Origin of the sequence: Microbacterium sp. LWO13-1.2, assembly GCF_038397725.1 — a bacterium.
Lineage (GTDB): Bacteria > Actinomycetota > Actinomycetes > Actinomycetales > Microbacteriaceae > Microbacterium.
In genome coordinates this window covers 712,950-737,713 of the sequence record NZ_CP151634.1, presented here as the reverse complement: position 1 = coordinate 737,713, position 24,764 = coordinate 712,950, and the positions used below count along the sequence as shown (strand labels likewise).

Here is a 24,764-nt window from a genome sequence, read left to right as displayed (position 1 = left end):
GCCGCGCCCGAGCAGGGAGCCGTGACTACTTGACGGCTCCCTGCTCTTCGTGTGCCTTCCCTGGAGTAATCACATGACCGGTAATGATTCGGCACCTCCATCCGACGGATCCCCGATCGGCCCGATCCATTCCGGGCGATGGAAGTCATTCGCGCTCATTGCGCTCGGGGTCACGTCTCTGGCGCTCCGCCCCTCGCTGACCGCGATCGGTGCGCTGACGCCGGCGATGCTGGCCGGCGGGGAACTGTCCGTGGCGCAACTGGGCTTCCTGGGATCGGTTCCCCTCATCGTCTTCGCGATGTTCTCCTCGATGGTCCCCGCGCTGCTGCATCGGGTGCGGATCACCACGGCGCTGACTGTGGCGATGTCGGCTGTGGTGGTGGGGAGCCTGCTTCGCGTGGCACCCGGTGCTGCGCTTCTCTACGGGGGCACAGCTCTCATCGCTGCCGGGTTGTGCGTCGGGAACGTCCTCCTTCCAGTGGCAGCACGAGCGTTCTTCCCTCACCGCGTCGGCCGTGTGACGGGCATCTGCACGGCGTTGATCTCGGCCGGTGGTGGCGCAGGCGTCGCGCTTGCGCTTCCCCTCGCTGATGGGCTTCGGGCCGGATGGCGAGTGGCGCTCGCTATCACCGCAGCGACCGCGGCCGTCGCTGCGGTCGCCTGGCTGATGCCTGTCCTGCGTGTATACGAGGCCGGCAGGCCTCGTATACACCTTCCTTCTTCATCGACGAAGACGAAGGCGGACGCGAGCACCGTGGTGATGGCAGGTGCTTTTTTCGGCGCGCAGGCGTCGTTCTTCTACCTTGCGGCCTCGTGGCTGCTCCCGCTGCTCATGGAGAAGTCGAATCGCATCGAGCAGGCGACCTTCGGGGTCGGCGCGTTCAGCTTCGCCGGAGTCCTCACATGCCTCGTCGCGCCCTCGTTGGCGCTCGGGAAGGTGGGGCTGCGGGGGATGATCCTCGTCGTCTCGACTCTCCAGATCGTCGGCGCGACGGGCGTGTTCTGCGGAACCGGATTCGTCGCGCTCGGCGGAGCCGTCGTGCTGGCCGTCGGGGTGACCGCGGCGTTTTCTCTCAGCATCGTGATCTTCAGCATCGCTGCCGGATCCGCCCACGCGACGGTCGCTTTGTCGGGGCGAGCCCAGAGCCTTGGCTACACAATCGCCGCGGTCTTCCCCTTTGTCGCCGGCCTCGTGCGCATGCAGACCGGCTCGTGGCTGGTTGTGGAAGCGAGCATGCTCGTATTGGCGGCAGTGACCCTCATCAGCGGCCTCCTTCTCACGACCCGGCAGCGAGGTCTTGGGCGCCGAGACCTGTGAGAGCGTCCGCGTGCCGGAACGCGTCACGCAAACGGACGAGGCCGGTGCATGATGCACCGACCTCGTCCGAGAGTCGCGAGCTCGCGCCCGCGTGGTTGACGCCACGCGTCAGCTGAGCATCGCGAGCATCTCGTCGTAGTTGCCGTTCGCCTCCGCGTTCCGCAACCCCGAAGCGGCCTCGACGATGATCTCCTTGGCCTGCGGGTTCGCCTTCAGCAGAGCGATGACCTCATCGACGAAGGCATCCAGAGGCATAGCGGCCTCCGAGTTCTCCTGGCCCATCAGCGACGTACGGACCCCGGGAGGAGCGATTTCGATGACCTGGATCGAGGTGTCTGCCAACTGCACCCGCATGCTCTCCGTGAAGGAGTGAATCGCCGCCTTCGACGCGTTGTACGTCGGGGTCATCGGAAGCGGGACGAAGGCCAGTGCCGATGTGACCGTCACGATGGTGGCGGATTCCTTCTCGCTCAGGAACGGAATGAACTGCGAAGCGAGTCGGATGGTGCCCAGGATGTTCGTCGTCACCGTTCGCTCGGCGACCTGCAGAGAGTCCGCCGACTTCAGGTCCTCCGGGTACATGATGCCGGACATCGTCACGAGCACGTTGAGCTCCGGGTATGACGACGTGACCTTCTCGAATGCACGCGTGATGGATGCCATGTCGTCGACATCGATTTCGACCGCTCCGAGCTCGGGATGTGCTGCTGTGATCTCATCGAGGCGGTCGCGTCGGCGGCCGCCGACGATGACCTTGTTGCCTTCGGCCGAGAGGCGAATCGCCAGTTCGAGTCCGATTCCGGAGGTTCCGCCGGCGATGAAGATCGTGTTGTCAGAGATTCTCATTTGTCTGTTTCCTTGCTGTTGTGAAGAGAGAAGTGGCTAGTGGGGCTGGATGGTTTCGGGGGGCGGAGACCCTCCCGGGATGATGACCGCTAATGAAGGCCGCCGCCGATGACGATGGTCTCCCCGGTGAGCCAGGACGACTCGTCGGAAATCAGGAAGCAGGCCGCGCCGGCCAGATCGGCAGGAACGCCGATGCGGCCGAGTGGCGTCCGTGCTTCGATCTCGCGCGTGAACGCTTCGGCGGAGAACTCGCTTCGCCGCATGCCGGGGGTCGAAGTGAGTCCGGGATTGATCGAGTTGACCCGGATCCCGCGGGGACCGAGTTCGTTGGCGAGGGTGCGTGTGATCGCGTCCACAGCTCCCTTACTCGCGTTGTAGACCACCGAGCCGGCGGGAGTGAAGGAGGAGACGCTCGACCCGATGTTGACGACACTCGCACCAGCCGTGGAGAAGATCGCGACCGCCTCTCTGATCGCGTGCGTCAAACCGAAGACGTTGAGCGCGAAGTGGTACGCGAATGAATCGTCGGTGACCTCCTCGAGCGGAGCGGTCGCGAAGACCCCGGCTGAGTTGACGAGCGCGTCGATCGTGCCGACATGCGTCGTTACTCGATCGAACAGGTCGTGCACGCCTTCCTCGGTGGCGAGATCGGCCTGGAACGCCGCCGCGCCCGGGGTCAGCGCCTCCAATTCGCCCAACGTGGATGCCGCTGCTGCATGATCTCCGCCGAATGCGATCAGCGTCCTGGCTCCGCGGGCGGCCGACGCGCGAGCGATCTCCTGACCTATGCCCTTGTTTCCCCCGGTGATGAGTATGGTCTTGCCCTCAAGGCTCGTCATTTCTCGCCTCCTTTTGTCGATGTCTGACTTCAACTGTACTGTACGTAGTGTTCACATACAAACGGGAAGGCGCCACGCCATGGGTCGGCGGTCGGCGATACTTGACTCGAGGCCCACGAGGGCGCCAAGCGCGAGGAGAATCCATGGGGCATCAGACTCCCGCCGATGTCAGGGCTGAAGTTTCACGCCTTCCCCAGGGAGCTCGGAGTGCCGCCGTCCACCAGAAGGCATTGAACGCAGCTGCCGATCTGCTCGTCTCCGGTGGTTTGAAGGCGGCGACGGTCGAGGCAGTCTCGGACGTTTCCGGGGTGAGCAAGGTCACGTTGTATCGGCACTGGCCGTCGCGTCAGGCCATCGCCGCCGAAGCTTTCGGTCAACTCATGAGAGAGCACCTCGTGGTGCCGAGGACGGACGATCCGCCCGCCGATCTCGTCTCCTATCTTGTGGATATCGGCGCCTTCTACCGCGGGCCACTGGGCGTCACCTTCGCCGAGCTGGTCGGTGCGTGCGCGAACGATCCGACGACCGCGGCATACTTTCGCACCTTCTTCCTGGACGAGCGTCGCAAGGGGTTCGCCACCTTGGTCGAGCGCTGCGTCGAGTCGGGGTACTTTCGAGCCGATGCCGATATCGACGAGGTGATCGATCTGTTCTTCGGTCCCCTCGTTTATCGCACCCTCGTCGGGCATGCGAGCGTTGATGACAGGGCCGTGAACTCGATCATCAACCATGCGATCCGAGGGCTCAGGGCCGACCCGGGGCCGGCGTGATCCAGTAGCTCCGTGTGGCTTCAGAGAATGCTCGAAAGATCGAGGGCGACGGGCTCTCGCGCGTGACGCGTCGGGGTTGATCGAATCGACGGCGAGCCGTACCCGGCCTCAGCGGTGAGCGCATCGACTCGATGTCCGCATTCCAGTCGAGGGCGGAGCCGCACTGTGCGGCGTGTCCGTGATCGCGCCACCCGGGTTGGTCGTGCTCCAGGTTTCCGATCGCTTCGGGCTGTGTGGGCGTTCGCGCGCGTCCAGCGCAGTGACGCCTTCGGAATGCAGGTCATCCGGAGTCCTCGCGCCGCCAAAGAACCTCTTGACACGGCATCCGCCCCGTCGTAACCTACAACCAAATGGTTGTACAAAGAGAACTCAGCGAAGCGGAGATCGACCGTGTGTTCCACGCATTGGCGGCCTCGACCCGACGGGACATCCTCCGCCGGACGATCGAGCGAGAGCAGTCGGTGTCGACCCTCGCGGTCGACTACGAGATGTCGTTCGCGGCGGTGCAGAAGCACGTGGCTGTGCTCGAAGCCGCGAATCTCATCGTCAAGCGCGCCGAAGGACGCGAGCGGCTCGTCCGCGCGAATCCCGAGATGATCGCCCGCGCCAAAGCGCTCCTCGCCCGCTACGAAGAGCTCTGGCGGGCACGTATCGCCCGCCTCGACGATCTGCTGGCCGAACCGCCGGCATCCCCCACCGCACGAACCGAACAAGGAGAGTGAAATGCCTGTCACCGATGTCACCACCGACACCGAGAACCTGACCATGACGGTCACCGCGGATTTCGCAGCACCCGTCGAGCGGGTCTGGAGCGCCTACAGCGACCCGCGCCAGCTCGAGCGCTTCTGGGGTCCTCCCGGATGGCCGGCGACGTTCACCTCCTGGGACCACACCGTCGGCGGCCGCGCGAACTACACGATGAACGGGCCGCGGGGCGAGCGCTCCTCTGCGTCGTGGGAGTTCCTCGCGATCGAGGCACCGAGCCGTTTCGAGGTGATCGACACTTTCGCCGATGAAGACGGCAAGCCGCTCGCGGACTTCCCCGCAACGCGCATGACGTTCGACTTCGAGCCGACCGCCGAGGGCACCCGCATGGTCTCGACGAGCCACTTCCCCTCCGTCGAAGCGATCGAACAGCTCGTCGGAATGGGCATGGTCGAGGGTCTGAAGATGTCGATGGCCCAGCTCGACACCGTCCTGCAGGACCTCCGCGACTACGCGCAGGGCAAGGGCACCCGGGTCGAGCTGCTCGACGACACCCACGTGCGCATCACGCGTCTCGTCGACGGTCCGCGCGAGTTGGTCTGGCGCGCGTTCAACGAGGAGGAGCTGATGCGCCGGTGGATGCTCGGGCCGGACGGATGGGAGATGACCGAGTGCGTCATCGGCACCGAACCGGGCCAGAGCTACCGCAATTCCTGGGTACCCGTGGGCGACACCGAGGGGCAGCCCTTCGGGTTCGAAGGCGAAGTACTGCTCATCGATGCCCCGCGCCGGGCCGTCACCACCGAGCGGATGCAGGGCATGGCGAGCCCCGAGACGCTGAACGACCTCAACCTCTACGAGGAGGACGGCGCGACGCTCATCACCGCCCTCATCGAGTACCCCGACAAGGAGACGCGCGACATGATCCTCGCCACCGGCATGGCCGACGGCATGGAGGCCTCGTACGCTCGCCTCGAGCGGGAGCTGCTCACGGTCTGACCGTTCACAACTCCTCAGAATCCGGCCGGTTCCCTCGGGAATCGGCCGGATTTCTGCGTCTACCGCCAGATTCGTGAGGACCCGGAGTGCACCCTGCCCGGATACTCTCGGCGCCGCTTCCGCCGAAAGACGCAACCGCGCCCTCCACCGATCCCAAACCCGTGCATCTTCAGAGCCGACGGTGCCGCCCTGGGGCGACCGGGTTCCATCTCACGCCGGAAGTCCGGCCCCCTCGCCGATTCGTAGCTTCGAGTCGCGGCACCAAAGACGGTCCGCGAAACCAACGATCGGAGATTCACATGGGTTGGCTCAAATGGGCGAAGAAGATCTACGAGCTGGTCAAGTACATCGGTGGCAAGGTCGGTTCGTGGGGCGCTGCCAAGACCAAGAAGATGATCGCCTGGGTCTGGGACAACAAGGGCACCATCTACAAGTGGCTTGAGCGCGGCTCGACGATCGCCTGGATCGCCGGCGAGATCTACCGCCGCCTGTTCGGCTGAGCATGTCGACTCGGTGCGGCCGGTTGCAACTCACCGGCCGCACCGAATCATCCTTACGACGGTAGAACGACGACGAGCAAGGACGAATGATGGTACTCATGACGACGGACCGGATGACAGACGCGGATGCCGCGGTGCGACACCGCATTCCTGGACCGCAGAGCCACGGCACACACCGCCTCGCACCCGCAGCATTGCGCTACCAGAACACGTCCGACATCATCCTCGCCGCCGTCGGCACCCCGCTTCTCGCGGCGGCCACGCTGCTCATCCCCGACCTGACCTGGCGCCTGTGGATCCTCATCGGTCTGGGCCTCTTCACCGTCGTCGGACTCGTGATCGACATCCCGTTCGTGAACAGGTGGGAAGTGCGCAACACCTCATACACGGTCACACCAGAGGTTGTCTTCATCCGCCGCGGACTCCTCGTGCGCCGCACCACCACCCTCTCCACCGCGCAGATCCTCAACGTCGAGATCGTGCAGGGGCCGCTGCTGCGGGCGTTCGACCTCGTCAAGGTGCGCTTCACCTGCATTGCCGATGTCGAGGGCGTCACCGGTGTCACCGAAGACGCCGCCCGCGAGATCCGAGACACCATCCTCGCTTCGCAGAACGGCACCGACCGTGTCTGAACGACCTTCCGCCCCGACCGAGGCGTCCGAGCGGCTGCCGCTGTCCTACCTCGGCGCTTCGTATCTCGCTCATGCTGTCACCACGATCGGCACGGTCGTCGCCATCACCGTGTTCCTCCTGAACCCGGATATCTGGCCGGGGCAGTGGGCCATCGCCGTCTTCGGCGCCATCTTCCTGTTCCGGATGATCGACCCCATCTACGAATGGGGCACGACCCGCATTCGCCTGTCGGCGGACGAACTGACCGTGACGAACGGCTTGATCAACCGCCGCACTCGCAGCATTCCTTGGCACGCGGTCCGCACGGTCGAGAGCACAGCGCCGTGGGCGCACCGCCTCTTCAGCCTCGTGCGGGTGCGCATCGCGCAGGGTGGCGATCTCAGCACCCAGGTCACGCTCGCCGGAATCACCCGCGAACTGCGTGACACGATCCTCGAGTACTCGCCTGTGCCTGACACCGGCGCCGTCGAACCCGAAGCGGATGCCGACGACGATCGGCCGGAACGCGAGTTCTCCGCGCAGAACGCCGCTGCGGCCCTGAACGCCGCTGCCGCCGCTCGAACGGTTCGCGACGAGGCGACGCGTCGGCCCGCGAGCGTCACCGGCACCCCAGACACCGTGCTCTACCGAGCGACGCTCCTCGATCTCGTGGTCGCCAGCATCCTCTTCGGCCGCTTCGCCTTCATCGGCGTCGCGATCGCCTTCGCTCTCTACGAGCAACTCGAAAGGTTCGGCCTCCTGGGCATCCTGACGTTCTTCCAGGGTGGTGGAGCGATCGGATTCGCGGTGTTCGTGGCACTCGTGATCATCGGGATCGGCATCACCGCCAGCGTCGTCCGCTACGCACGCCTGGAGGTACGTCGTGTCTCCGATGGCGCCATCATCGTCACGTACGGACTCGTCGAGACGCACGAGCGCGTCATCGATACCGCCGCCATCACCGGAGTCGTGCTGCAGCGGAACATTCTCGAGATGCTCCTCGGGCGGGTCCGGTTGGCTCTGCTTACCACCGACACCAGTCAGCAGTTCGGCGCGAATCTCCTGCTGCCCTCGCTGCCCCGCGCCACCGTCGCGCGTATCCTCGCCGCCGGGTTCGGCGACCGGGTGCCGGAGAGCAACCTTGCCACTCGTCGCCGACTGCCACTGCTGCCCGCACTCGTGTTCGCAGTCGTCACTGCTCTCGCGTCTGCTCTCGGCTGGTGGCTGCACAGCACCGGCGTGGCTCTCGGGCTCGCGATCGTCGCGGGTCTGATCGGCTGGGCCGTTCTCGTCGTCTTCGCGAGACCTCTCGTCACGCGGCTCGATTACGACACATCCCGCGGCACGGTCGCGCTGCGGGCGTTGTTCATCGTGGACCGCGAGACCTACCTCGATGCGCTCGCCATTCATCTCGTCAACAGCACGGTCTTCGGCGGACGCACCCGATACGTCACCGTGCACTACTACGCGGGAGAGGCCCGTCAGCGCGGGAGCGTGTGGTTCTCCGAGCAGGAGATCGACGCGCTGCAGAACCGACTCGGCGATCGCGAGCAGCGCGCGGAGCGCATCCGCCGGGCGCGCGAGAACGCTGCTGCACGGCGGGAGGCGCTGAGCGAGATCGACGCGCTGGTCGGCGCCAAGGAGTGAGCGGCGACGTCAGGAGATGTCGACGAGGCCGGCCTTGGCGGCCTTGACGAGCACCTGCACGCGATCGCGCACGTTCCATTTCGTCATGATGCGACGCAGGTGCGACTTGACCGTCGCCTCCGACAGGAAGAGCTGCTGGGCGATCTCGGCGTTGGACATGCCGTCTGCGAGCAGTTGGATGACATTCTGCTCGCGCTGCGAGACCGTTTCCGAGGCGCTCAGTGGAAGCGACGCCCGCACCGCGGCGTGCTTCGATACGGAGCGAACCAGCTCCTGCGCGACAGAGGGCGAGAGCACGTAGCCACCCTCTTGGGCGTTCCGGATCGCCGACACGATCTGGTCGGGCTCGGTGTCCTTGACGAGGAAACCGACGGCGCCGGCGTTCAGCGCCTCGATCACCGCGTCATCCGAGCTGTACGTGGTCACGGCGATCACTCGTGTCCCCGGTACCTGCTCGCCGAGCTGCCGGATAGCGGTCAAGCCGTCTCCTCCCGGCATCCGGAGGTCCATCAGCACCACATCCGGCTGCAGTTCGAGGCACCGGGCGACGGCGGACGGTCCGTCCTGCGCCTCGCCGACCACGTGCATGCTCGGGGCAGTGTCGACGAAGATCGTGAGCGCGCGACGGACGAGAGCTTCGTCATCGACGATGAGTACACGGACGTCACGCACGTGCACAGTTTAGGCAACGGGTTGACGAGAACATATGGGGAGAAGTCCCCAGGGGCCGACCGGGCGCCGCAGCGGACCGGTCGCGGGCGAGAATGCGTCGAAAGGATGAATCGGGCGGCGCCGGCTCCATGCCAGGATCATGCATGGCGGACCGGACCGGTCGGCTATCGGAACACCCGAAGGAGCGTGCCGTGATCTTCATCGTCCCCGCCAAGAACCAGATGTGGCCAGTCATCTGCCAGTGGCTGCGGATCTGCTACTGAGCGAAGACCGCCCGGTCGCGTTGCTGCGACCGGGAACGGCGCTCCGCGTCGACTTCTGGAGGTTCGTCCCGCTGGCACGCTCGGTGCGGGTCGTGCTGGTCATCCTCGTCGCGGTGACTGCGGCGATCGAGGCGTTGCTGCGCGCGTCGGGGGAGCTGGGTGGAGGGGCGCTGTCGTTCACGTCGTCGTTGCTGGTCACATTCAGTCTGCTGCTGATGGCGTGGTGTCCGCCGGTCTCGGCAGCTGCCCTTCTCCTCTCCGGCTTCGTGGCCGTGGCAGCGGGGGAAGGCGGGAGCTATCTCACGGCGCTCTCAGCCGGCGTCGGACTCGTTCTCTTCACCTGCAGCGTCGGACTCTCGTTCGCGTTCTGCGCGACAGGTCTGGCCTGGATCGTCGCCGTTGCAGTGATACCCCCAGGGCTCCGCACGGGTGGCGTGCTCACGGTGTTCGTCATCGCCCTGTCGTCGGCGGTTATCGGCCGGGGCATCCGGATGGTCGTCGACCGCAACTACTCCCTGCGACGGGAGCTCGACTCGCAGGCCGAGCGGCTCGCTCTCGAGCTGCAGGCCGAGCGAAATCGCATCGCCGACGAACTGCACGACGTCATCGCTCACGACATCGCCATCGTCGCCATGCACGCCCGGGTGCTCGAGCGCTCGGACGACGCTTCGGTGCGTTCCGCCTCGCAGCGGGCGATCTCGGATGCCGCCGGGCAGGCCCTCGCCGACACCAGGCGCATCCTCCATCTGATCCACGGCAGTACCGATGTCCCGGAACCCTCCCGCGCCGCGACGGCCGATATCCGCACGGTTCTCGGGGAACTGGAAGGAGAGCTGCGCGCCCTCGGCGACGACGTCGTGGTCGAGATCAACGATGGGCCCGCGCTCGCGAAGAGCATCGACGCAGCACTGGCGCGGGTGGCGCGGGAAGCAGTCCTGAACATCGTCAAGCATTCGGCGTCGCCGCGCACCGTCGCGCTGCTGCTGACGTTCCCCCGCGACGCCGTGACGTTGCGCGTCGTGAACAGTCCGCACCGCCCGGGCACGCCCTCCCTCTCGTCGTCCGGGTTCGGGCTCGCGCGACTCAGGGAACGTGCGGCGCTCCTCGGGGGGAGCTTCCATGCCGGCGCCGCCGAGGGAGTCTGGTCCGTGGTCGCGACCCTGCCGCAGCGCTGAGGTCGAGCGGTTCGCGCGGCCGGCCGGATTCGGTCAGCCCGGCAGGATCTCGCGGATCTGCACCGCGATCTCTTCGACGATCTCATCGATCGAACGCTCGGCGTTGACGGTCGCAGCCATGCTGACGAACATGATCGCCGAGACGACATGAGCGAGCGTGCGAGCCGCTTCGGGGGTCACCCGTCCGTCACGCACGATGACCTCGGCGAGGAGCTCCTCGGTCTGGTACGTGAGGCTGAGGGCCGTGCTGTGGTGCGGCTCCTCCGGATCGCCGAAGATCATCTCGCGGAGGTAGGTGCGTCCATTGTCGATCTGCTTGCGGTTGCACTCGACGACCGGACGGATGACGGCCAGGGCGCCGTCATGCACGGTCTGCGTGGCCGCGGCATCGGTGCGACCCTGCTCGAGCGCCGCGGCGTACATCGAGTTCTGCACGAGCAGCAGGAGCTCGCCCTTCGTCTTCGCGTAGAGGAAGAGCGTTCCGGTGCCGATGTCGGCGCGGTCGGCGATCTCCTGCGTCGTGACATCGTCGACCCCGCGGTCTGCGAAGAGTTCGCTCGCCGCCGCGGTGATGCGCTCGAGCTTGTCGAGCTTGTTGCGCTCGCGCCGACCCAAAGCGGGGGTGTCGACAGTCATTGGTGTCCTCGAGAACGGTATCGATAGCGTCTGACGATTCTCCCACGGCGGTCGAGCGGGCCGAACTCGGCTCTCGCGTCGTGGGATGCGCGAGTCATCGGGTGAGGAACTCGACTGCTGTCGGCGCGAACTGCTCGTGGTGCTGGAAGATGCCGCCGTGGCCGGAATTCGGGTAGATGACGAGTTCGGAACCGGCGATGCGCCGATGCAGATCCTCGGACAGCACCGAGGGGACCATCCGGTCGTTGTCGCCGTTGGCGATGAGCGTCGGCTGCGTGATCCGCGACAGATCGGATGGAGCCGAGCGACCGAAACGCTGGATCGCCTTGAGCTGAGTCTGGAACGCCTTCGTGCCGATCGCCGCATCCCGATCCACCGTGCGCTCGGAGAGACGCCGGATGAACGCCTTGCCGGCACGCTTGCCCGAGGCATCCCGGTTGAAGAAGAGGAACTCCTTCGGATCCGAGCGGGTCAGCGTCGCCCGGACGATATCCCCGTACGTTGTGCGGGCGACCTTGTCCATGTCCTTGCCACCCCGAGGGCCGGTGCCGGTCAGGATCAGCCTTCGCACCAGATTCGGATGCTTGATGACGAGATCCTGAGCGATCATGCCACCCATCGAGAACGAGAACACGTCGATCGTGTCGTAGCCCAACGCCGTGATGAACGCGTACGCGTCGTCGGCTGCCGCCTCCAGCGTGCTCGGCACCGTGCCGCTCGAGGCGCCGACGCCGCGCTGGTCGAAGGTGATGACGTGCCGGTGCTCGGCGATGGGGTCGATGATCCGGGGATCCCAGTTATCGAGCGTCGCGGCGAGGTGGACGAAGAACACGACCGGGATGCCGCCCTTCGGGCCGAGCTCGCGGTAGGCGTAGGTGACGCCTCCGGCGGTGATGGTCTTGGCCGGTGCCTGGGCGTACGACGTGATGACAGGTTTGTTCGAGGTGCTGTTCATGATGGTGCTCCTTGCTCGTGGGATGGTGTGGGGTGCGGGCGCTGCAGAGGTACGATCAGGGGTTGCTGATCACGGCCTTGCCGCGGATGCCGCCGGCCGTCAAAGACTCGAGGGCCTGGACGGTCTCGTCGAAGGGGAAGACGCGTCCGACGACGGGACGGATGGCGCCGCCGTCGATGAGCGCCGTGATCTCGCGCAGCTGTTCGCCGCTCGCGCGCATGAACAGGAACTGATAGCTGACGCCGAGTCGCTTCGCCTGCTTCCGGATCTTGCTGCTCAATCCGGCGACGGCGATCCGCAGCAGCGGGTTGAGTCCGGATGCTCTGGCGAACTCGGGTGTGGGCGGCCCGGCGATGCTGATGGCCTTTCCGCCGGGGCGCAGGACGCGGAGCGACTTCTCGAGGTTCTCGCCGCCGAGGCTGTCGATGACGAGGTCATAGCCGCTGAGTGCCTGCTCGAAGTCCTCACTGCGATAGTCGATGACCCGGTCGGCGCCGAGTTCCCGGACGAACGACGCGTTCGACGCGCTGGCCGTGGTCGCCACGTACGCACCCAGATGCTTCGCGAGCTGGATCGCGATGGAACCGACGCCGCCTGCCCCGGCGTGCACGAGCACCTTCTGGCCGGCGTGCACGTCGCCGATTTCGACCAGTGCCTGCCACGCCGTCAGTGCGACGAGCGGCAGCGAACCGGCCTCGTCCATGATGATCGATGCCGGCTTGAGCGCGGCATCGTCTTCGTGGATGGCGATCCGTTCGGCGAAGCCTCCGATGCGTCCGTCGTGGGTCCTCGCATAGACCTCATCGCCGGGCGTGAACCGGCGGACGGCGGCACCCACTCGAATGACGACGCCGGCCACGTCGTGGCCGAGAGTGATCGGCAGCCGGTAGGGCAGGATCGCCGTGAACTCACCCAGGCGGATCTTCTCGTCGAGCGGGTTGAGCCCGGCGGCCTGCACTCGAACGAGAATGTCGTGCTCGCCGACGACGGGTTCCGGCACATCCGCCTCGTGCAGTGGGGTCTTGTACTTCGAGAGGATGAACGCTCTCATGGCTGATGCTCCTTCGGCTCCGCGGATGCGGGTTCGATCAAGATAACGAGTGAACTCAATTATGAGTAAACTCAGTTATCTTGTCAAGAAGGGCCGCCTGCCCATCGGATGCCGTCGGCTTTCCGGGCGCGCCGAAGGGGTCGCCGACGGTGCCCGTGGTGACGAGGGTGTGCTCGGGGTGAACCCGAGGCTCAGATCAAGCGGCGCAGTGCCTCTTCGAGGGAGACGCCCTGGGCGGCAGCGCGATCCTGCAGGCGGGCGTGCTCGGGGCCGGAAAGTGTGAGGCGCAACTCGATCGGATCCGCCAGGGGGGCATCGAGGCCGTCGAGGAGATCGGACATCTCCGCCCAGAGCGGTGCTGCTGCCGCAACGGATGCGGATGCGGATGCTGCGGGGTGCTGCCCGGAGGCGGCGCCGCGATCGGCCGAAGTCTCGGCATCCGCTCGTGCGGTGGCTGCCCCGGCCGCGACGGGCGCCGATGCCGCGACCGCGGCACCCGCGCCTCCGGCGCCGACGAACCCGGGTCCGCGGCGGGGTTCCTGCTTCTGCTGGTACGCCTTCGCGGCGGCGTTCGCCCGCTCATCGGCGGCCTCGTTCAGCGGGTGCCCGGCGTGCCCCTTCACCCACTCGAAACGGATGTCGCGTCCGCGCATCGCCTCGTCGATACCCTCGATCAGCTCGCGGTTGAGCACCGGCCCACCATCGGCCTTGCGCCATCCGCGGCGCTTCCAACCCGGCATCCACTTGGTCACCGAGTCGATCACGTAGCGGCTGTCGCACTCGATCACGAGCTTCTCGTCACTGCCGGCTGTCGCCCGAAGCAGTTCGAGCACGGCCTGCAGCTCGCCCTGATTGTTCGTGCCGTGCGGCGATCCGCCGGCCGCCCAGTTCGCGTCGTCGATGTACCAAGCCCAGCCGTTCGGGCCCGGATTGCCCAGGGCGGAGCCGTCTGCGGCGGCGGTGATCGTCATCCCTCCACCGTAACGGTGGCCGGGTGGGTGCTCCGGCGCGTCCGGGCGTGCGCTTCCCACGGAGAATCGCACCTACTTCGCAGGAATTCCTCGGATTCGTGCGAAGAAGGCGCAGAAGTCCGGCAGAGCGCAGAGCGCGCCGCGGGCTCAGTCCTCGGGGTCCTTCGGCTCGGCATCCTCGATCACGACCGCCTCCGGTGCGGGCGGCGCGACGGGGAACACGATCGAGCTGACCGAGGCGCCGAGCCCCACGGTCAGCGGGTCGACCGACGAGGTCGAGAGCGTGTCGACCTGGTCCTCGTCGCCGCGCGGCTCCGCGGGCAGGCCGGCCCACACGTTCTCTTGTTCTTCCGGTCGGTTCTGGAACAGTCCCATGAGTCCATTGTGCGCCGTCAGCGGCGTTGCGGGCCGAACTCCCGCGCCGGCGCCGTGAGGGGACGCACCTGGTCGCATCGTTCGCCCAGTGGTGACCATCTGCGACCCTCGTGTGGAGGGTGCGCGCCGTGAGGGGACGTACTTGGTCGCGTCGGCGGTCGAGAGGCGACCATCTGCGACCCGCGCATGGAGGAAGCGCACCGGGAGAGGACGTACTTGGTCGCATCATTCGCCGAGAGACGACCATCTGCGACCGTCGCTGCGCCGGCCGCTGACTCAGAGCAGTTCGTAGATGGTGGCGTTGGCCATGCCGCCGCCCTCGCACATCGTTTGCAGTCCGTAGCGGATGCCGTTCGCGCGCATGTGGTGCAGCAGCGTCGTGGTGAGTCGTGCGCCGGATGCTCCGAGCGGATGCCCCAGTGCGATCGCACCGCCGCGCGGATTGACCTTCGCCGGGTCCGCGCCGGTTTCCTGCAGCCAGGCGCCGAGCACGGACGCGAACGCCTCGTTCACCTCGAACGCTCCGATGTCGTCGACCGAGAGCCCGGCCCGTTGCAGCACCTTCGCGGTCGCCGCGATCGGACCGGTCAGCATCATGATCGGGTCCGATCCGACCACGGCGACGCTGTGCACCCGGGCGATCGGCGTCAGTCCCAGAGACGCGGCCTTCGCGCTCGTCATCATGAGCACGGCCGCCGCACCGTCGGAGATCTGCGAGGCGTTGCCCGCCGTCACGAGCCCGTTCTCGACGAACGGGCTCGGCAACGTCGCCAGCTTCTCGAGCGTGCTCCCGGGGCGGATGCCCTGATCCGTGACCACGTCACCGACGGGAACGATCTCCTCTGCGAAGAGTCCGCGCTGCACGGCATCCGCCGCCCGCGCATGCGACTCGACCGCGATGCTGTCGAGATCGGTGCGGCTGAGACCCCACTTCGCGGCGATCAGCTCGGCGCCGACGCCCTGATTCCCCAGGTTCGGGTACCGCTCGTGCATGAGCGTGCCGAAGGGGTCGAGGCCTCCGGTGCTGGAGAACATCGGCGTACGAGACATCACCTCGACGCCGCCGGCGATCACGACGTCGGCGTATCCGGCGATGAGCGATGCCGCGGCATCCTGGATCGCCTGCTGTGAGGACCCGCACTGTCGATCGACCGTCCGGCCCGGCACTGACTCCGGAAGCCCGGCCGCGAGCACGGCGTTGCGCCCGACGTTGAAGGACTGCTCGCCGACCTGCGACACGCACCCCCAGATGACGTCGTCGATCAGTGCCGGATCGATCCCGGTCTCGGCGAGGACGGCGCGGATCGGGTAGGTGGAGAGATCGACCGAATGGATGCCGGACAGAGCGCCCTTCTCGGGCTTGCCGACGCCGACCGCGGTACGTTTCGCGGCGACGATGACCGCGTCATTCGTGCTCATGGGGGCGAGCCTACTCGCCCGTTCAGAGTCCGAGGCCGCGCGCGATCAGCATCAGCTGGACCTCGGTCGTGCCCTCGCCGATCTCGAGGATCTTCGAGTCGCGGTAGTGCCGAGCGACCGGGTACTCGTTCATGAAACCGTTGCCGCCGAAGATCTGCGTCGCGTCGCGGGAGTTGTCCATCGCAGCCTCGCTCGCGACGAGCTTCGCGATCGCCGCCTCCTGCTTGAACGGCTTGCCGGCCAGCAGCAGAGCAGCCGCCTGGTAGTAGGCACGTCGGGCGACGTGGGCGCGCGCCTCCATCCGAGCGATCTTGAAGGCGATCGCCTGGTGACTGCCGATGTTCGTGCCGAAGGCGTGGCGCTCCTTCGCATAGCGGACGCTCTCGTCGACGCATCCCTGCGCCGCACCGACCGCGAGCGCGGCGATCGCGATGCGCCCCTCGTCGAGGATGCGCAGGAAGTTCGCGTAGCCGCGGCCGCGCTCGCCGAGGAGGTTCTCGCTCGGGATCCGCAGGTCGTCGAAGGCGAGGCCATGCGTGTCGGAGGCGTTCCAGCCGACCTTGTCGTAGGGCGGAGCGACCGTCAGCCCCGGGGTGCCGGCGGGAACCAGGAACGTGGAGATCTCCTTACCCTTGGCGGTCTCGCCGGTGACCGCGGTGAGCGTGATGAGAGAGGTGATGTCGGTGCCGGAGTTCGTGATGAACTGCTTGCTGCCGTTGATCACCCACTCGTCGCCGTCTTGCTTCGCGGTGGTGCGGGTGCCGCTGGCGTCGCTGCCGGCATCCGGTTCGGTCAGGCCGAAGGCCCCGAGCGCCTCACCCGAGGCGAGCTGGGGGAGCCACTGCTGCTTCTGCTCCTCGGTGCCGAAGCGGTACACCGGCATCGCACCGAGCGAGACGCCGGCCTCGAGGGTGATCGCCACGCTCTGGTCGACCTTCGCGATCTCTTCGAGGGCGAGGCAGAGGGCGAAGTAGTCGCCGCCCATGCCGCCGTACTCCTCGGGGAACGGCAGGCCGAACAGGCCCATCTCGGCCATCCCGGCCACGACCTCGTAGGGGAACGAGTGCTCCCGGTCGTGCTTCGCAGAGACGGGAGCGACGACCTCGTTCGTGAAGTCGCGCACGGCCGCCGACAGCTGGCGGTACTCGTCGGGAAGCTCGGACTGCAGCGACTCGGACATGGGGACCCACTTTCCCTCGGGCACGCTTGGTAAACGATCGATAACTGAAATATAGGTTATCGACCGTTTACCGGAATGTCCAGGGGGCGGTAGCATCGGGACGTGATGGCAACGGCGCGAGCAACGGGGAAGGCGCGGACGCGCCGGCGGTTCCTCGACGCCGCCGCGCGGCTCTTCGCTGAGCGCGGATTCCACGCCGTCTCCATCGGTGAACTCGGGGCGGCGATCGGCGTCAGCGGACCGGCGCTCTACCGGCACTTCCCGAGCAAGGAGGCGATGCTCGAGGAGATCCTGCTCGGCATCAGCGAGTACCTCCTGCAGGGGGGCAAGGACATCGTCGAGAAGCCGCACGATTCCGACGAGGCGCTGCTGCGCGACCTGGTCGACTTCCACCTCGAGTTCGCGCTCGCGCATCGCGACATCATCCGCGTGCAGGATCGAGAGCTCGGTACTCTCCCCGACGAGGCGAACCGGCGCGTGCGGATGCTGCAGCGCCAGTACCTCAACCTCTGGGTTGACGTCGTCAGCCGCATCCGCCCCGCCGTGCCGACCGCGCACCTGCAGATCGTCATGCACGCGGTCTTCGGCCTGCTCAACTCGACCTCGCACAATCCCGACAACGCCGAGTCTGATGACGTGCGCGACATCCTCGCGTCGTCGGCTCTCCGGGTGCTCGCCGCGTCCTGAGGTCTCTGGGCTCTCTCTCCTCGGGAGGGGTCGCGTATTGCCGCCTCACGCGACCGGAAGCGGCAATCTGCGTCCCCTGTTGGCTTCGGGTGCGACACGAACTTCGCAGATCTGCGCGAACTTCGCAGAGATTCGGCGGATGCCTGCGAGATTGCTGCTGTTCTGCGAGATTGCAGGCAGGCAGGTGAGCGCGGGACTAACGCCCGAGGATGGCGCGGGCCTGGCGCAGCACGGGCTCGTCGACCATCTTCCCCTCGAAGCGGAACACCCCGGGCTGCACGGCGGCCTCGGCGAGCACGCGCTCGGCCCATGCGGCCTCTTCCGGCGTCGCGGCGAATCCGTCGCGGATGACGGCGGCCTGCGACGGGTGGATGCAGGCCGTGGCGTCGAAGCCGCTGGCGGCGGCATCCGACACCTCGTCCTGAAGACCGGAGGTGTCCGCGATGTCGACGTGCACTGCGTCGATGGCGAGCTTCCCGGCGGCCTTCGCGGCGATGAGCACCCGCGAACGCGCGTAGCGGGCGACGTCGCGGTAGCGGCCGTCGTCGTATCGACTCGAGCGCCCGCCCATGCTCGCGATCAGATCTTCCGCACCCCACATCAGGCCGATCACGGCCGGATGCGCAGCGATCTCGCCCGCGCGCTCGACGCCGGTCGCCGTCTCGCAGAGCGCGAGCACCCGGTAGCCGCCGGCGTGCAGAGCATCGAGGTCGGTGGTGCTCTCGGTCTTGGCGAGCATCACGGTGCGGTACTCGGTGCGAGCCAGCGTCTCGAGGTCGAGCGGATGCTCGGCGGTGGTCGCCGGATTCACCCGCACGATCACGCGGGCGGGATCGAGAGCGGATGCCGCCACCTGCTCCCGCGCGGCGGGCTTGTCGTCGGGCGCCACGGCGTCTTCGAGGTCGAGGATGACCGAGTCGGCCGCTGCGAGCGCCTTCTCGTACCGGTCGCCGCGGTCGCCGGGGCAGAACAGGAGAGCGGGACCGTTCATCAGGACTCCTCGGATGCCGGCTCGGCGTCGGATGCCGGCTCGGCCTCGGATGTCGCAGGCAGGCACTGCATCAGCGTCGACCTGGTCGCGACCGCGACGACCGTGCCGTCCTGGTTGCGCATGGTGTGCTCGAACTGCACGATGCCCTGGGTGGGCCGCGACGACGAGCGCCGCTTCGACACGATCAGCGTCTCGGCGTACAGGGTGTCGCCGACGCGGACGGGCGCGGGGAACGACACGTCGCTGAAGCCGAGGTTCGCGACGATCGTGCCCATGGTCAGCTGCGACACCGAGAGTCCGACCAGGGTCGACAGGGTGAACATGCTGTTCACCAGCCGCTCGCCGAACTCGGTGCCGGCGCTCCACGCGGCATCCAGATGCAGCGCCTGCGTGTTCATCGTGAGCGTCGTGAAGAGAACGTTGTCGGCCTCGGTGACCGTGCGGCCAGGGCGGTGCAGGTACACCGAACCCTCTTCGAACTCCTCGAAGTAGAGTCCGCGCTGCTCGATGCGCTGGCCACTCATCGCTGCTCCCTCTCGTCACTGTCGTCGGCGTCACCGGCATCGGCGGATGCCGCGGGGGTGATGACGGCGAGCGTCTGCCCTCGCGACACGGTATCGCCCTGAGCGGCGCGCAACGACACGGTGCCGGAGACGCCGGCGCGCAGCACGTGCTCCATCTTCATGGCCTCGACGACGATCACCGGGTCGCCCTCCTCGACATGCGCGCCGTTCTCGACCGACACCAGCACGACCGTGCCCGGCATCGGCGAATCGAGCTGGGGGACGCTGGCCGCATCCTCGCCGGCGCCGTGCGCGAGGCGCTCGACGGCGACGTCGAAGACCGCGCCGCCGTGTGCGACCGCGACCCGGCCGGTCGACGTCATCGCAGAGATCGTGCGCGCCTCGCCGGCGATGTCGATCGTGTATCGGTGGTCGCCGCGGGGGCGGACGGATGCCGCGACAGGGGCGGCGTCCGCCGTAGGCTCGTCGCCGACCGGCTCGACCCGCACCGAGAGTCCGGTGCCCGATCCGGACACGAAGGCCACGCGACGGTGCACGCCGGAGTGCAGCGCATAGCGCCGCGGCGCAGCATCCCCGAGGCGCCAGCCGTCATGCCGCCGCCACGGGTCACCGCCGACCGGTGCCGCAGAGTCGAGCAGTAGTGCCGCCTCGGCGAAGACCCGGTCGCCGGCCTCGGCGAACGCGATGTCGTCGAGCCGTCGGGCGATCAGGCCGGTGTCGAGATCGCCGGCGACCACCTCGGGCAGCTCGAGCAGCAGGCGCATGAACTCCACGTTCACCGGGAACCCGAAGACAGCGGTCTCATCGAGCGCGCGCACCAGGCGACGACGGGCCTCGTCGCGGGTCGCGCCCCATGCGATGACCTTGGCGAGCATCGGGTCGTAGTCGATCGAGACGTCGAGTCCGGTGTCGATGGCGGTGTCCACCCGGATGCCGGGCCCGGCCGGATGCGAGACCAGGTCGACGTGACCGCCGGTGGGCAGGAAGCCCGCCGGCGGGTCCTCCGCGTAGACGCGCGCCTCGATGCTGTGGCCGTTCAGCACGACATCGTCCTGGGCGATGGCGAGGACCTCGCCCGCTGCGATGCGCAGCTGCTGCTCGACGAGATCGATGCCGGTGATCTGCTCGGTGACCGGATGCTCCACCTGCAGCCGCGTGTTCATCTCCATGAAGAAGAACTCGTCCGGCCGAGTCGCCTCGACGATGAACTCGACCGTGCCGGCGCCCTCGTAGGCGACACTGCGGGCGGTCTCGCAGGCGGCGAGACCGATCGCGGCGCGGGTCGTCGCGTCGAGCAGCGGCGACGGCGCCTCTTCGATGACCTTCTGATGGCGTCGCTGCAGCGAGCACTCGCGCTCGCCGAGGTGGATCACATTGCCGTGCCGGTCGGCGAGCACCTGCACCTCGATGTGCCGGGGCGTCGTGAGGTAGCGCTCCAGGAACAGCGAGTCGTCGCCGAAACTGGCCTGTGCCTCACGGCGCGCGGCGGCGATCGCCGCCGCCAGTTCTCCGGCTTCGGAGACGACGTGCATGCCCTTGCCGCCGCCGCCGGCAGAAGGCTTGATGAGCAGTGGGTAGCCGATGCCCGGCGCCGCGTCGATGAGGTCGGCGTCCGCCAGCCCGACGCGCGCGATGCCGGGGACTGTCGGTACATCGCGGGCGGAGACCGTGTTCTTCGCGGTGATCTTGTCGCCCATCGTGCGGATCGCCTCGGGCGTGGGCCCGATGAAGACGATGCCGGCGTCGGCGCACGACTGCGCGAACTCGGCGTTCTCGGCGAGGAAACCGTAGCCCGGATGGATCGCCTGCGCCCCGGTCTCGCGGGCGGCGGCGATCACGGCGTCGATGCTCAGGTAGCTCTGCGCCGCAGGAGCCGGACCGATCCGGATGGCGACATCGGCCAGCGCGACATGGCGAGCACCGGCATCCGCGTCGCTGTAGACGGCGACCGAGCGGATGCCGAGACGCCGCAGCGTCGCGATGATGCGGCAGGCGATCTCGCCGCGATTGGCGATGAGGACGGTATCGAACACTTCACTCACATCCTGAAGACGCCGTAGCCCGGCTGGTCGAAGGGGGCCCGCATGATGACGTCGAGCGCGAGGCCGAGCACGTCTCTGGTCTGGTCCGGCTCGATGATGCCGTCATCCCACAGGCGAGCGGTGGAGTAGTACGGGCTGCCCTGCGTGTCGTAGGCGGCGCGGATCGGAGCCTGGAAGTCGGCCTCGTCTTCGGCCGACCAGGTGCGGCCGGCGGCCTCGATCTGGTCGCGACGGACGGTCGACAGCACGGATGCCGCCTGCGGTCCGCCCATCACCGAGACGCGCGCGCCGGGCCAGAGCCAGAGGAAACGCGGCGAGTAGGCGCGGCCGCACATCGAGTACGTGCCGGCGCCGAAGGAGCCGCCCACGACGACGGTGAGCTTCGGCACGGTGGCGCAGGCGACGGCGTTGACCATCTTGGCGCCGTGCTTGGCGATGCCGCCGGCCTCGTACTCGCGGCCGACCATGAAGCCGGTGATGTTCTGCAGGAACACCAGCGGGGTGCGGCGCTGGTCGCACAGCTGGATGAAGTGCGCGCCCTTCTCGGCCGATTCGCCGAAGAGCACGCCGTTGTTCGCGATGATGCCGACCCGGTGCCCGTGGATCCGTGCGAACGCCGTGATCAGCGTCGTGCCGTACTCGCGCTTGAACTCGGCGAACTCGCCGCCGTCGACGACTGCGCGGATGATCTCGCGGGCGTCGTAAGGGACGGTCAGCTCGACCGGGACCACATCGAGTAGGTCGACGGACGCCGGTGCGGCGACCTCTTCTTCGGGGGCGACGACGTAGGCGGGCGACGGCGGGAGCGTCGCAACGATGTCGCGGACGATCTGCAGCGCATGGGCGTCGTTCTCGGCGAGGTGATCGGCGACACCGGAGACGCGGGTGTGCACCTCGCCTCCGCCGAGTTCTTCCGCCGTGACGACCTCACCGGTCGCGGCCTTCACCAGGGGCGGTCCGCCGAGGAAGATCGTGCCCTGGCCGCGGACGATCACTGTCTCGTCGCTCATCGCGGGGACGTAGGCGCCGCCGGCGGTGCTCGAGCCGAGGACGGCCGCGATCTGCGGGATGCCGTCGCGGGACATCCGCGCCTGGTTGTAGAAGATGCGCCCGAAGTGATCGCGGTCGGGGAAGACCTCGTCCTGCATCGGCAGGAAGGCGCCGCCGGAATCGACCAGGTAGACGCAGGGGAGCCGGTTCTCGGCGGCGATCTCCTGCGCGCGCAGGTGCTTCTTGACCGTGATCGGGTAGTAGGTGCCGCCCTTCACCGTGGCGTCGTTGGCGACGACCATCACGTGCAGGCCGTGGATCAGTCCGACGCCGGCGACCACGCCGCCGGATGGGCAGTCGCCACCGTAGAGGTCGTAGCCGGCGAGCGGGGCGACTTCGAGGAAGGGGCTGCCGACGTCGAGGAGCTGGTCGACGCGGTCGCGCGCGAGCAGTTTGCCGCGGGCGACATGCTTCTCGCGGGACTTCGCGGGCCCGCCGAGGCGGGCGGTGGCCGTCCGTTCGCGGAGCTCGTCGACGAGCTCACGGTAGGCAGACGCGTTCGGCACGGTGATCCTCCATCGGCAATGATCGGACGGAATTTAGATTACTGATCATTAACCGAAATGTCTACGTGCGCAGAAGAGGGCCGCAGCGCCGGGGTCGGCGACGGCGGCGTCAGACCCGGCGGAAGGTGAAGTAGCCCGCCACGGCGCCGTGGTTGACGACACCCGTTCCGGTGCTCAGCATCCGGGCCGAGGTCGTGGCTCCTGCTTCGACGAAGGTGTATCCGGTGTGCTCGAGACGCCAGCCGATTCCCTCGACCTGGCTGAGGAAGTAGCCGATGCTCTCGTTGCTCGCGAGGGCGTTCTCGGCGGAGCCCCACGACGACGCCTCGCCGGTGAGGCGGCTGACCTCGACCTGCAGGTGGAGGAGCAGATCGCCTCGGGTGCGGGCGTCTGTCGCATGCTGAAGGAGGCGGGTGGCTTCGTCGGCGGTGAGCATTCGATCTCTCTTTCCTGGTCCGTCACGGATTCCAGGAACAGCGTAGGCCGCTCAGCCCTTCGCCTTGCGCACCGCATCGACGAGCTCGCGCCACGGGCCGGAGAGCTCCGAATCCGGGACGTCCTGCTCCCTGCGCTCTGACGGCGTCCTGGCGCGGATGCTCCAGACGAATCGGTCGGCGCCGGGCTGGTCGTTCAAGGTCTGATCCCAGGGGCACTGGTCGATGAGCGCGATCCACTGGGGGGCCTCGGCGGGCTCGGCTTCGACCTGCCAACGACGAGAGATGCCCGCGATGCCGCCCATGCGCACGACCGCGATGACGACCGTGCCGCCCTGGCCGGAGGGCTTCCGTCCGCGCGCCGGTCCGAGGTCGTCCGGTTCCCGCTCCGCTGCGGGCTGGCGCTCCTCTGCGGGCTCGCGCTCCGCAGTCGGCTCGCGCTCCTCACCGAGTGGAGGGGACTCGCTCATCCTCATAGACTCCCACGGCGCGCCACGCGCGTCGAGCGGCATCCGCGGTCTTCGCCCGTCCGGCGGGATCGCTCCCGTGCGCAGAATCGAGCGCGGAGGCGGCCGCGACCGTGGCGTCGGCGAACTCCGTGAAGGTCGCCGTGCTCGACAATCCTCCGGTCAACGCGCGGTACCAGACGGTTCCGGCCCGCTCCCAGGCGTTGCCGCCGAGGTCGCGCGCGAACAGGGCGAAGGCGCGATTCGGGATGCCGGAGTTGATGTGCACGCCGCCGTTGTCTTCGGTGGTCTGCACGAAGTCGCTCATATGCGCCGGCTGCGGATCCTTGCCGAGCTCATCGTCGTCGTAGGCGGTGCCCGGCTCGAGCATGGAACGCAGTGCCTTGCCCTCGACGGCGTCGGTGAAGATCTCGGCGCCGATCAGCCATGTCGCCGCATCAGCCGTCTGGTCGAGGAGGAACTGCTCGGTCAGCGCGCCGAGGACGTCGGCGATCGACTCGTTCAGAGCGCCGGGCTGGCCCTGATACTCGAGGTTCGCGGTGTGCTGGATGACGCCGTGCGCCAGCTCGTGCCCGATGACCGTGATTGAACCGGTGAACCCGCGGAACACCTCGCCGTCGCCATCGCCGAAGACCATGCGCTCGCCGTCCCAGAAGGCGTTGTCGTAGTCGACGCCGTAGTGCACCGCGGCATCGAGAGGGGCTCCGGCGTCGTTGAGCGAGTTGCGGCCGAAGGCCGAGAGCAACAGCTCGAAGGTCGCACCGAGGCCGTCGAACGCCTCGTTCACGGAGGTGTCGGCCACCGGCGGATCGTCTTCGTTGCGCACCACGGCGCCCGGAAGCTGCTGCGTGTTCCCGGCATCGCTGATCGTGCGGTTCGGGGCGTCGGAGAGCTGTGCGACGAGGTCGCCGTTCTCGTCGATCGAGAGGTCGATGCGTGCCCGGAAAGGAGGGCGTCCGCTGGTCAGCGTCTGTCGCGCTGCGGCGGCGGCGCGGGGGAACCGGCCGGATTCGGCGAGACGCGCGAGCAGGTAGGACGGGACGACCCCGTGACGTTCTGCAGATGCTGAGCTGCTCATGCTCCGACCCTACGCCGGGCCTCCGACTTCGCCGCTCGGTCATCCGCGAGTC

General features: G+C 67.6%; 26 protein-coding genes. 9 read left to right on the top strand and 17 right to left on the bottom strand.

The genetic code is table 11. The features are described 5' to 3' along the window. The first annotated feature begins 73 nt into the window (after positions 1–73). Positions 74–1,318: an MFS transporter gene (locus MRBLWO13_RS03445; protein ID WP_341976394.1), complete on the top strand. Its 1,245-nt coding sequence runs from the start codon at positions 74–76 to the stop codon at positions 1,316–1,318. 108 nt (positions 1,319–1,426) lie between these two features. On the opposite strand, the gene MRBLWO13_RS03440 is transcribed toward MRBLWO13_RS03445, so the two are convergent. Together MRBLWO13_RS03440 and MRBLWO13_RS03435 are read right to left on the bottom strand one after the other, a co-directional pair. After that, complete coding sequence (locus MRBLWO13_RS03440) at positions 1,427–2,164, bottom strand: SDR family NAD(P)-dependent oxidoreductase (protein WP_341976393.1); 738 nt, start codon at positions 2,162–2,164, stop codon at positions 1,427–1,429. Between the two features lie 89 nt (positions 2,165–2,253). Further along, a complete protein-coding gene (locus tag MRBLWO13_RS03435; RefSeq protein ID WP_341976392.1) occupies positions 2,254–3,003 on the bottom strand; it encodes an SDR family oxidoreductase in 750 nt (249 codons plus the stop codon). Positions 3,004–3,146: 143 nt separating this feature from the next. Here MRBLWO13_RS03435 and MRBLWO13_RS03430 point away from each other — a divergent pair, with 143 nt between their 5' ends. From MRBLWO13_RS03430 to MRBLWO13_RS03405, 6 genes are all read left to right on the top strand, one after another. Further along, positions 3,147–3,773: a TetR/AcrR family transcriptional regulator gene (locus MRBLWO13_RS03430; protein ID WP_341976391.1), complete on the top strand. Its 627-nt coding sequence runs from the start codon at positions 3,147–3,149 to the stop codon at positions 3,771–3,773. Positions 3,774–4,123: 350 nt separating this feature from the next. Further along, a complete protein-coding gene (locus MRBLWO13_RS03425) occupies positions 4,124–4,495 on the top strand; it encodes a transcriptional regulator (RefSeq protein WP_341976390.1) in 372 nt (123 codons plus the stop codon). A 1-nt stretch (position 4,496) separates the two neighbouring features. Further along, positions 4,497–5,477: an SRPBCC family protein gene (locus MRBLWO13_RS03420; RefSeq protein ID WP_341976389.1), complete on the top strand. Its 981-nt coding sequence runs from the start codon at positions 4,497–4,499 to the stop codon at positions 5,475–5,477. A 299-nt stretch (positions 5,478–5,776) separates the two neighbouring features. Continuing rightward, on the top strand, positions 5,777–5,977 hold the full coding sequence (locus tag MRBLWO13_RS03415) for an aureocin A53 family class IId bacteriocin (RefSeq protein WP_341976388.1): 201 nt from the start codon (positions 5,777–5,779) through the stop codon (positions 5,975–5,977). 98 nt (positions 5,978–6,075) lie between these two features. Next, on the top strand, positions 6,076–6,609 hold the full coding sequence (locus MRBLWO13_RS03410; RefSeq protein ID WP_341976387.1) for a PH domain-containing protein: 534 nt from the start codon (positions 6,076–6,078) through the stop codon (positions 6,607–6,609). Beyond that, entirely contained in the window at positions 6,602–8,236 is a 1,635-nt protein-coding gene (locus MRBLWO13_RS03405; RefSeq protein ID WP_341976386.1) for a PH domain-containing protein, read from the top strand. The genes MRBLWO13_RS03410 and MRBLWO13_RS03405 overlap by 8 nt, the downstream gene beginning before the upstream one ends. Positions 8,237–8,245: 9 nt before the next feature. Here the strand turns inward: MRBLWO13_RS03405 and MRBLWO13_RS03400 are convergent, their stop codons facing one another. Next, the gene (locus tag MRBLWO13_RS03400; protein ID WP_341976385.1) at positions 8,246–8,908 is read right to left on the bottom strand and encodes a response regulator transcription factor; all 663 of its coding nucleotides are present in this window, start codon (positions 8,906–8,908) and stop codon (positions 8,246–8,248) included. A gap of 241 nt (positions 8,909–9,149) precedes the next feature. Between MRBLWO13_RS03400 and MRBLWO13_RS03395 the strand changes: the two genes are divergently transcribed. Next, positions 9,150–10,346, top strand: coding sequence for a histidine kinase (locus MRBLWO13_RS03395; protein WP_341976384.1), 1,197 nt, complete (start codon positions 9,150–9,152; stop codon positions 10,344–10,346). 33 nt (positions 10,347–10,379) lie between these two features. Here MRBLWO13_RS03395 and MRBLWO13_RS03390 read toward each other — a convergent pair whose 3' ends face one another. From MRBLWO13_RS03390 to MRBLWO13_RS03360, 7 genes are all read right to left on the bottom strand, one after another. Beyond that, positions 10,380–10,982: a helix-turn-helix domain-containing protein gene (locus MRBLWO13_RS03390; protein WP_341976383.1), complete on the bottom strand. Its 603-nt coding sequence runs from the start codon at positions 10,980–10,982 to the stop codon at positions 10,380–10,382. A 94-nt stretch (positions 10,983–11,076) separates the two neighbouring features. Continuing rightward, a complete protein-coding gene (locus tag MRBLWO13_RS03385) occupies positions 11,077–11,937 on the bottom strand; it encodes an alpha/beta hydrolase (RefSeq protein ID WP_341976382.1) in 861 nt (286 codons plus the stop codon). Between the two features lie 55 nt (positions 11,938–11,992). Then, a complete protein-coding gene (locus MRBLWO13_RS03380; protein WP_341976381.1) occupies positions 11,993–12,988 on the bottom strand; it encodes an NADP-dependent oxidoreductase in 996 nt (331 codons plus the stop codon). 191 nt (positions 12,989–13,179) lie between these two features. Beyond that, on the bottom strand, positions 13,180–13,959 hold the full coding sequence (locus tag MRBLWO13_RS03375) for a ribonuclease H (RefSeq protein WP_341976380.1): 780 nt from the start codon (positions 13,957–13,959) through the stop codon (positions 13,180–13,182). A 147-nt stretch (positions 13,960–14,106) separates the two neighbouring features. Further along, positions 14,107–14,334 (bottom strand): hypothetical protein, encoded by a 228-nt coding sequence (locus tag MRBLWO13_RS03370; RefSeq protein ID WP_341976379.1) that lies wholly within the window; start codon positions 14,332–14,334, stop codon positions 14,107–14,109. Between the two features lie 276 nt (positions 14,335–14,610). Next, positions 14,611–15,753: a thiolase family protein gene (locus tag MRBLWO13_RS03365; protein ID WP_341976378.1), complete on the bottom strand. Its 1,143-nt coding sequence runs from the start codon at positions 15,751–15,753 to the stop codon at positions 14,611–14,613. A gap of 22 nt (positions 15,754–15,775) precedes the next feature. Continuing rightward, the gene (locus MRBLWO13_RS03360; RefSeq protein WP_341976377.1) at positions 15,776–16,933 is read right to left on the bottom strand and encodes an acyl-CoA dehydrogenase family protein; all 1,158 of its coding nucleotides are present in this window, start codon (positions 16,931–16,933) and stop codon (positions 15,776–15,778) included. Positions 16,934–17,038: 105 nt separating this feature from the next. Here MRBLWO13_RS03360 and MRBLWO13_RS03355 point away from each other — a divergent pair, with 105 nt between their 5' ends. Further along, positions 17,039–17,620, top strand: coding sequence for a TetR/AcrR family transcriptional regulator (locus tag MRBLWO13_RS03355; RefSeq protein ID WP_341976376.1), 582 nt, complete (start codon positions 17,039–17,041; stop codon positions 17,618–17,620). A 196-nt stretch (positions 17,621–17,816) separates the two neighbouring features. On the opposite strand, the gene MRBLWO13_RS03350 is transcribed toward MRBLWO13_RS03355, so the two are convergent. The 7 genes from MRBLWO13_RS03350 to MRBLWO13_RS03320 form a co-directional block, all read right to left on the bottom strand. Then, positions 17,817–18,611 carry a CoA ester lyase gene (locus tag MRBLWO13_RS03350; protein ID WP_341976375.1) on the bottom strand — a complete coding sequence of 265 codons (795 nt, stop codon included), beginning with the start codon at positions 18,609–18,611 and terminating at the stop codon, positions 17,817–17,819. Further along, a complete protein-coding gene (locus tag MRBLWO13_RS03345; protein ID WP_341976374.1) occupies positions 18,611–19,135 on the bottom strand; it encodes a MaoC family dehydratase in 525 nt (174 codons plus the stop codon). Before MRBLWO13_RS03345 ends, MRBLWO13_RS03350 begins: the two co-directional genes overlap by 1 nt. Continuing rightward, complete coding sequence (locus MRBLWO13_RS03340; protein ID WP_341976373.1) at positions 19,132–21,168, bottom strand: biotin carboxylase N-terminal domain-containing protein; 2,037 nt, start codon at positions 21,166–21,168, stop codon at positions 19,132–19,134. The genes MRBLWO13_RS03345 and MRBLWO13_RS03340 overlap by 4 nt, the downstream gene beginning before the upstream one ends. Positions 21,169–21,173: 5 nt before the next feature. Further along, positions 21,174–22,733 carry a carboxyl transferase domain-containing protein gene (locus tag MRBLWO13_RS03335; RefSeq protein WP_341976372.1) on the bottom strand — a complete coding sequence of 520 codons (1,560 nt, stop codon included), beginning with the start codon at positions 22,731–22,733 and terminating at the stop codon, positions 21,174–21,176. 109 nt (positions 22,734–22,842) lie between these two features. Further along, complete coding sequence (locus MRBLWO13_RS03330; protein WP_341976371.1) at positions 22,843–23,169, bottom strand: hypothetical protein; 327 nt, start codon at positions 23,167–23,169, stop codon at positions 22,843–22,845. Positions 23,170–23,220: 51 nt separating this feature from the next. Continuing rightward, a complete protein-coding gene (locus MRBLWO13_RS03325; RefSeq protein WP_341976370.1) occupies positions 23,221–23,637 on the bottom strand; it encodes a protealysin inhibitor emfourin in 417 nt (138 codons plus the stop codon). Beyond that, the gene (locus tag MRBLWO13_RS03320; RefSeq protein WP_341976369.1) at positions 23,612–24,712 is read right to left on the bottom strand and encodes a M4 family metallopeptidase; all 1,101 of its coding nucleotides are present in this window, start codon (positions 24,710–24,712) and stop codon (positions 23,612–23,614) included. The genes MRBLWO13_RS03325 and MRBLWO13_RS03320 overlap by 26 nt, the downstream gene beginning before the upstream one ends. Positions 24,713–24,764: the final 52 nt, after the last annotated feature.

Excerpts from the sequence above, each read along its gene's own strand:
- MRBLWO13_RS03345 (WP_341976374.1), bottom strand. The coding sequence starts at position 19,135 with ATGAGTGGCCAGCGCATCGAGCAGCGCGGACTCTACTTCGAGGAGTTC.
- MRBLWO13_RS03375 (WP_341976380.1), bottom strand. The coding sequence starts at position 13,959 with ATGACGATCACCGCCGCCGCAGACGGCTCCGCCCTGGGCAATCCGGGC.
- MRBLWO13_RS03430 (WP_341976391.1), top strand. The coding sequence starts at position 3,147 with ATGGGGCATCAGACTCCCGCCGATGTCAGGGCTGAAGTTTCACGCCTT.
- MRBLWO13_RS03420 (WP_341976389.1), top strand. The coding sequence starts at position 4,497 with ATGCCTGTCACCGATGTCACCACCGACACCGAGAACCTGACCATGACG.
- MRBLWO13_RS03325 (WP_341976370.1), bottom strand. The coding sequence starts at position 23,637 with ATGAGCGAGTCCCCTCCACTCGGTGAGGAGCGCGAGCCGACTGCGGAG.
- MRBLWO13_RS03435 (WP_341976392.1), bottom strand. The coding sequence starts at position 3,003 with ATGACGAGCCTTGAGGGCAAGACCATACTCATCACCGGGGGAAACAAG.
- MRBLWO13_RS03365 (WP_341976378.1), bottom strand. The coding sequence starts at position 15,753 with ATGAGCACGAATGACGCGGTCATCGTCGCCGCGAAACGTACCGCGGTC.
- MRBLWO13_RS03445 (WP_341976394.1), top strand. The coding sequence starts at position 74 with ATGACCGGTAATGATTCGGCACCTCCATCCGACGGATCCCCGATCGGC.
- MRBLWO13_RS03385 (WP_341976382.1), bottom strand. The coding sequence starts at position 11,937 with ATGAACAGCACCTCGAACAAACCTGTCATCACGTCGTACGCCCAGGCA.
- MRBLWO13_RS03350 (WP_341976375.1), bottom strand. The coding sequence starts at position 18,611 with ATGAACGGTCCCGCTCTCCTGTTCTGCCCCGGCGACCGCGGCGACCGG.
- MRBLWO13_RS03355 (WP_341976376.1), top strand. The coding sequence starts at position 17,039 with ATGGCAACGGCGCGAGCAACGGGGAAGGCGCGGACGCGCCGGCGGTTC.
- MRBLWO13_RS03425 (WP_341976390.1), top strand. The coding sequence starts at position 4,124 with ATGGTTGTACAAAGAGAACTCAGCGAAGCGGAGATCGACCGTGTGTTC.
- MRBLWO13_RS03320 (WP_341976369.1), bottom strand. The coding sequence starts at position 24,712 with ATGAGCAGCTCAGCATCTGCAGAACGTCACGGGGTCGTCCCGTCCTAC.
- MRBLWO13_RS03440 (WP_341976393.1), bottom strand. The coding sequence starts at position 2,164 with ATGAGAATCTCTGACAACACGATCTTCATCGCCGGCGGAACCTCCGGA.
- MRBLWO13_RS03415 (WP_341976388.1), top strand. The coding sequence starts at position 5,777 with ATGGGTTGGCTCAAATGGGCGAAGAAGATCTACGAGCTGGTCAAGTAC.
- MRBLWO13_RS03380 (WP_341976381.1), bottom strand. The coding sequence starts at position 12,988 with ATGAGAGCGTTCATCCTCTCGAAGTACAAGACCCCACTGCACGAGGCG.
- MRBLWO13_RS03370 (WP_341976379.1), bottom strand. The coding sequence starts at position 14,334 with ATGGGACTGTTCCAGAACCGACCGGAAGAACAAGAGAACGTGTGGGCC.
- MRBLWO13_RS03410 (WP_341976387.1), top strand. The coding sequence starts at position 6,076 with ATGACGACGGACCGGATGACAGACGCGGATGCCGCGGTGCGACACCGC.
- MRBLWO13_RS03390 (WP_341976383.1), bottom strand. The coding sequence starts at position 10,982 with ATGACTGTCGACACCCCCGCTTTGGGTCGGCGCGAGCGCAACAAGCTC.
- MRBLWO13_RS03330 (WP_341976371.1), bottom strand. The coding sequence starts at position 23,169 with ATGCTCACCGCCGACGAAGCCACCCGCCTCCTTCAGCATGCGACAGAC.
- MRBLWO13_RS03360 (WP_341976377.1), bottom strand. The coding sequence starts at position 16,933 with ATGTCCGAGTCGCTGCAGTCCGAGCTTCCCGACGAGTACCGCCAGCTG.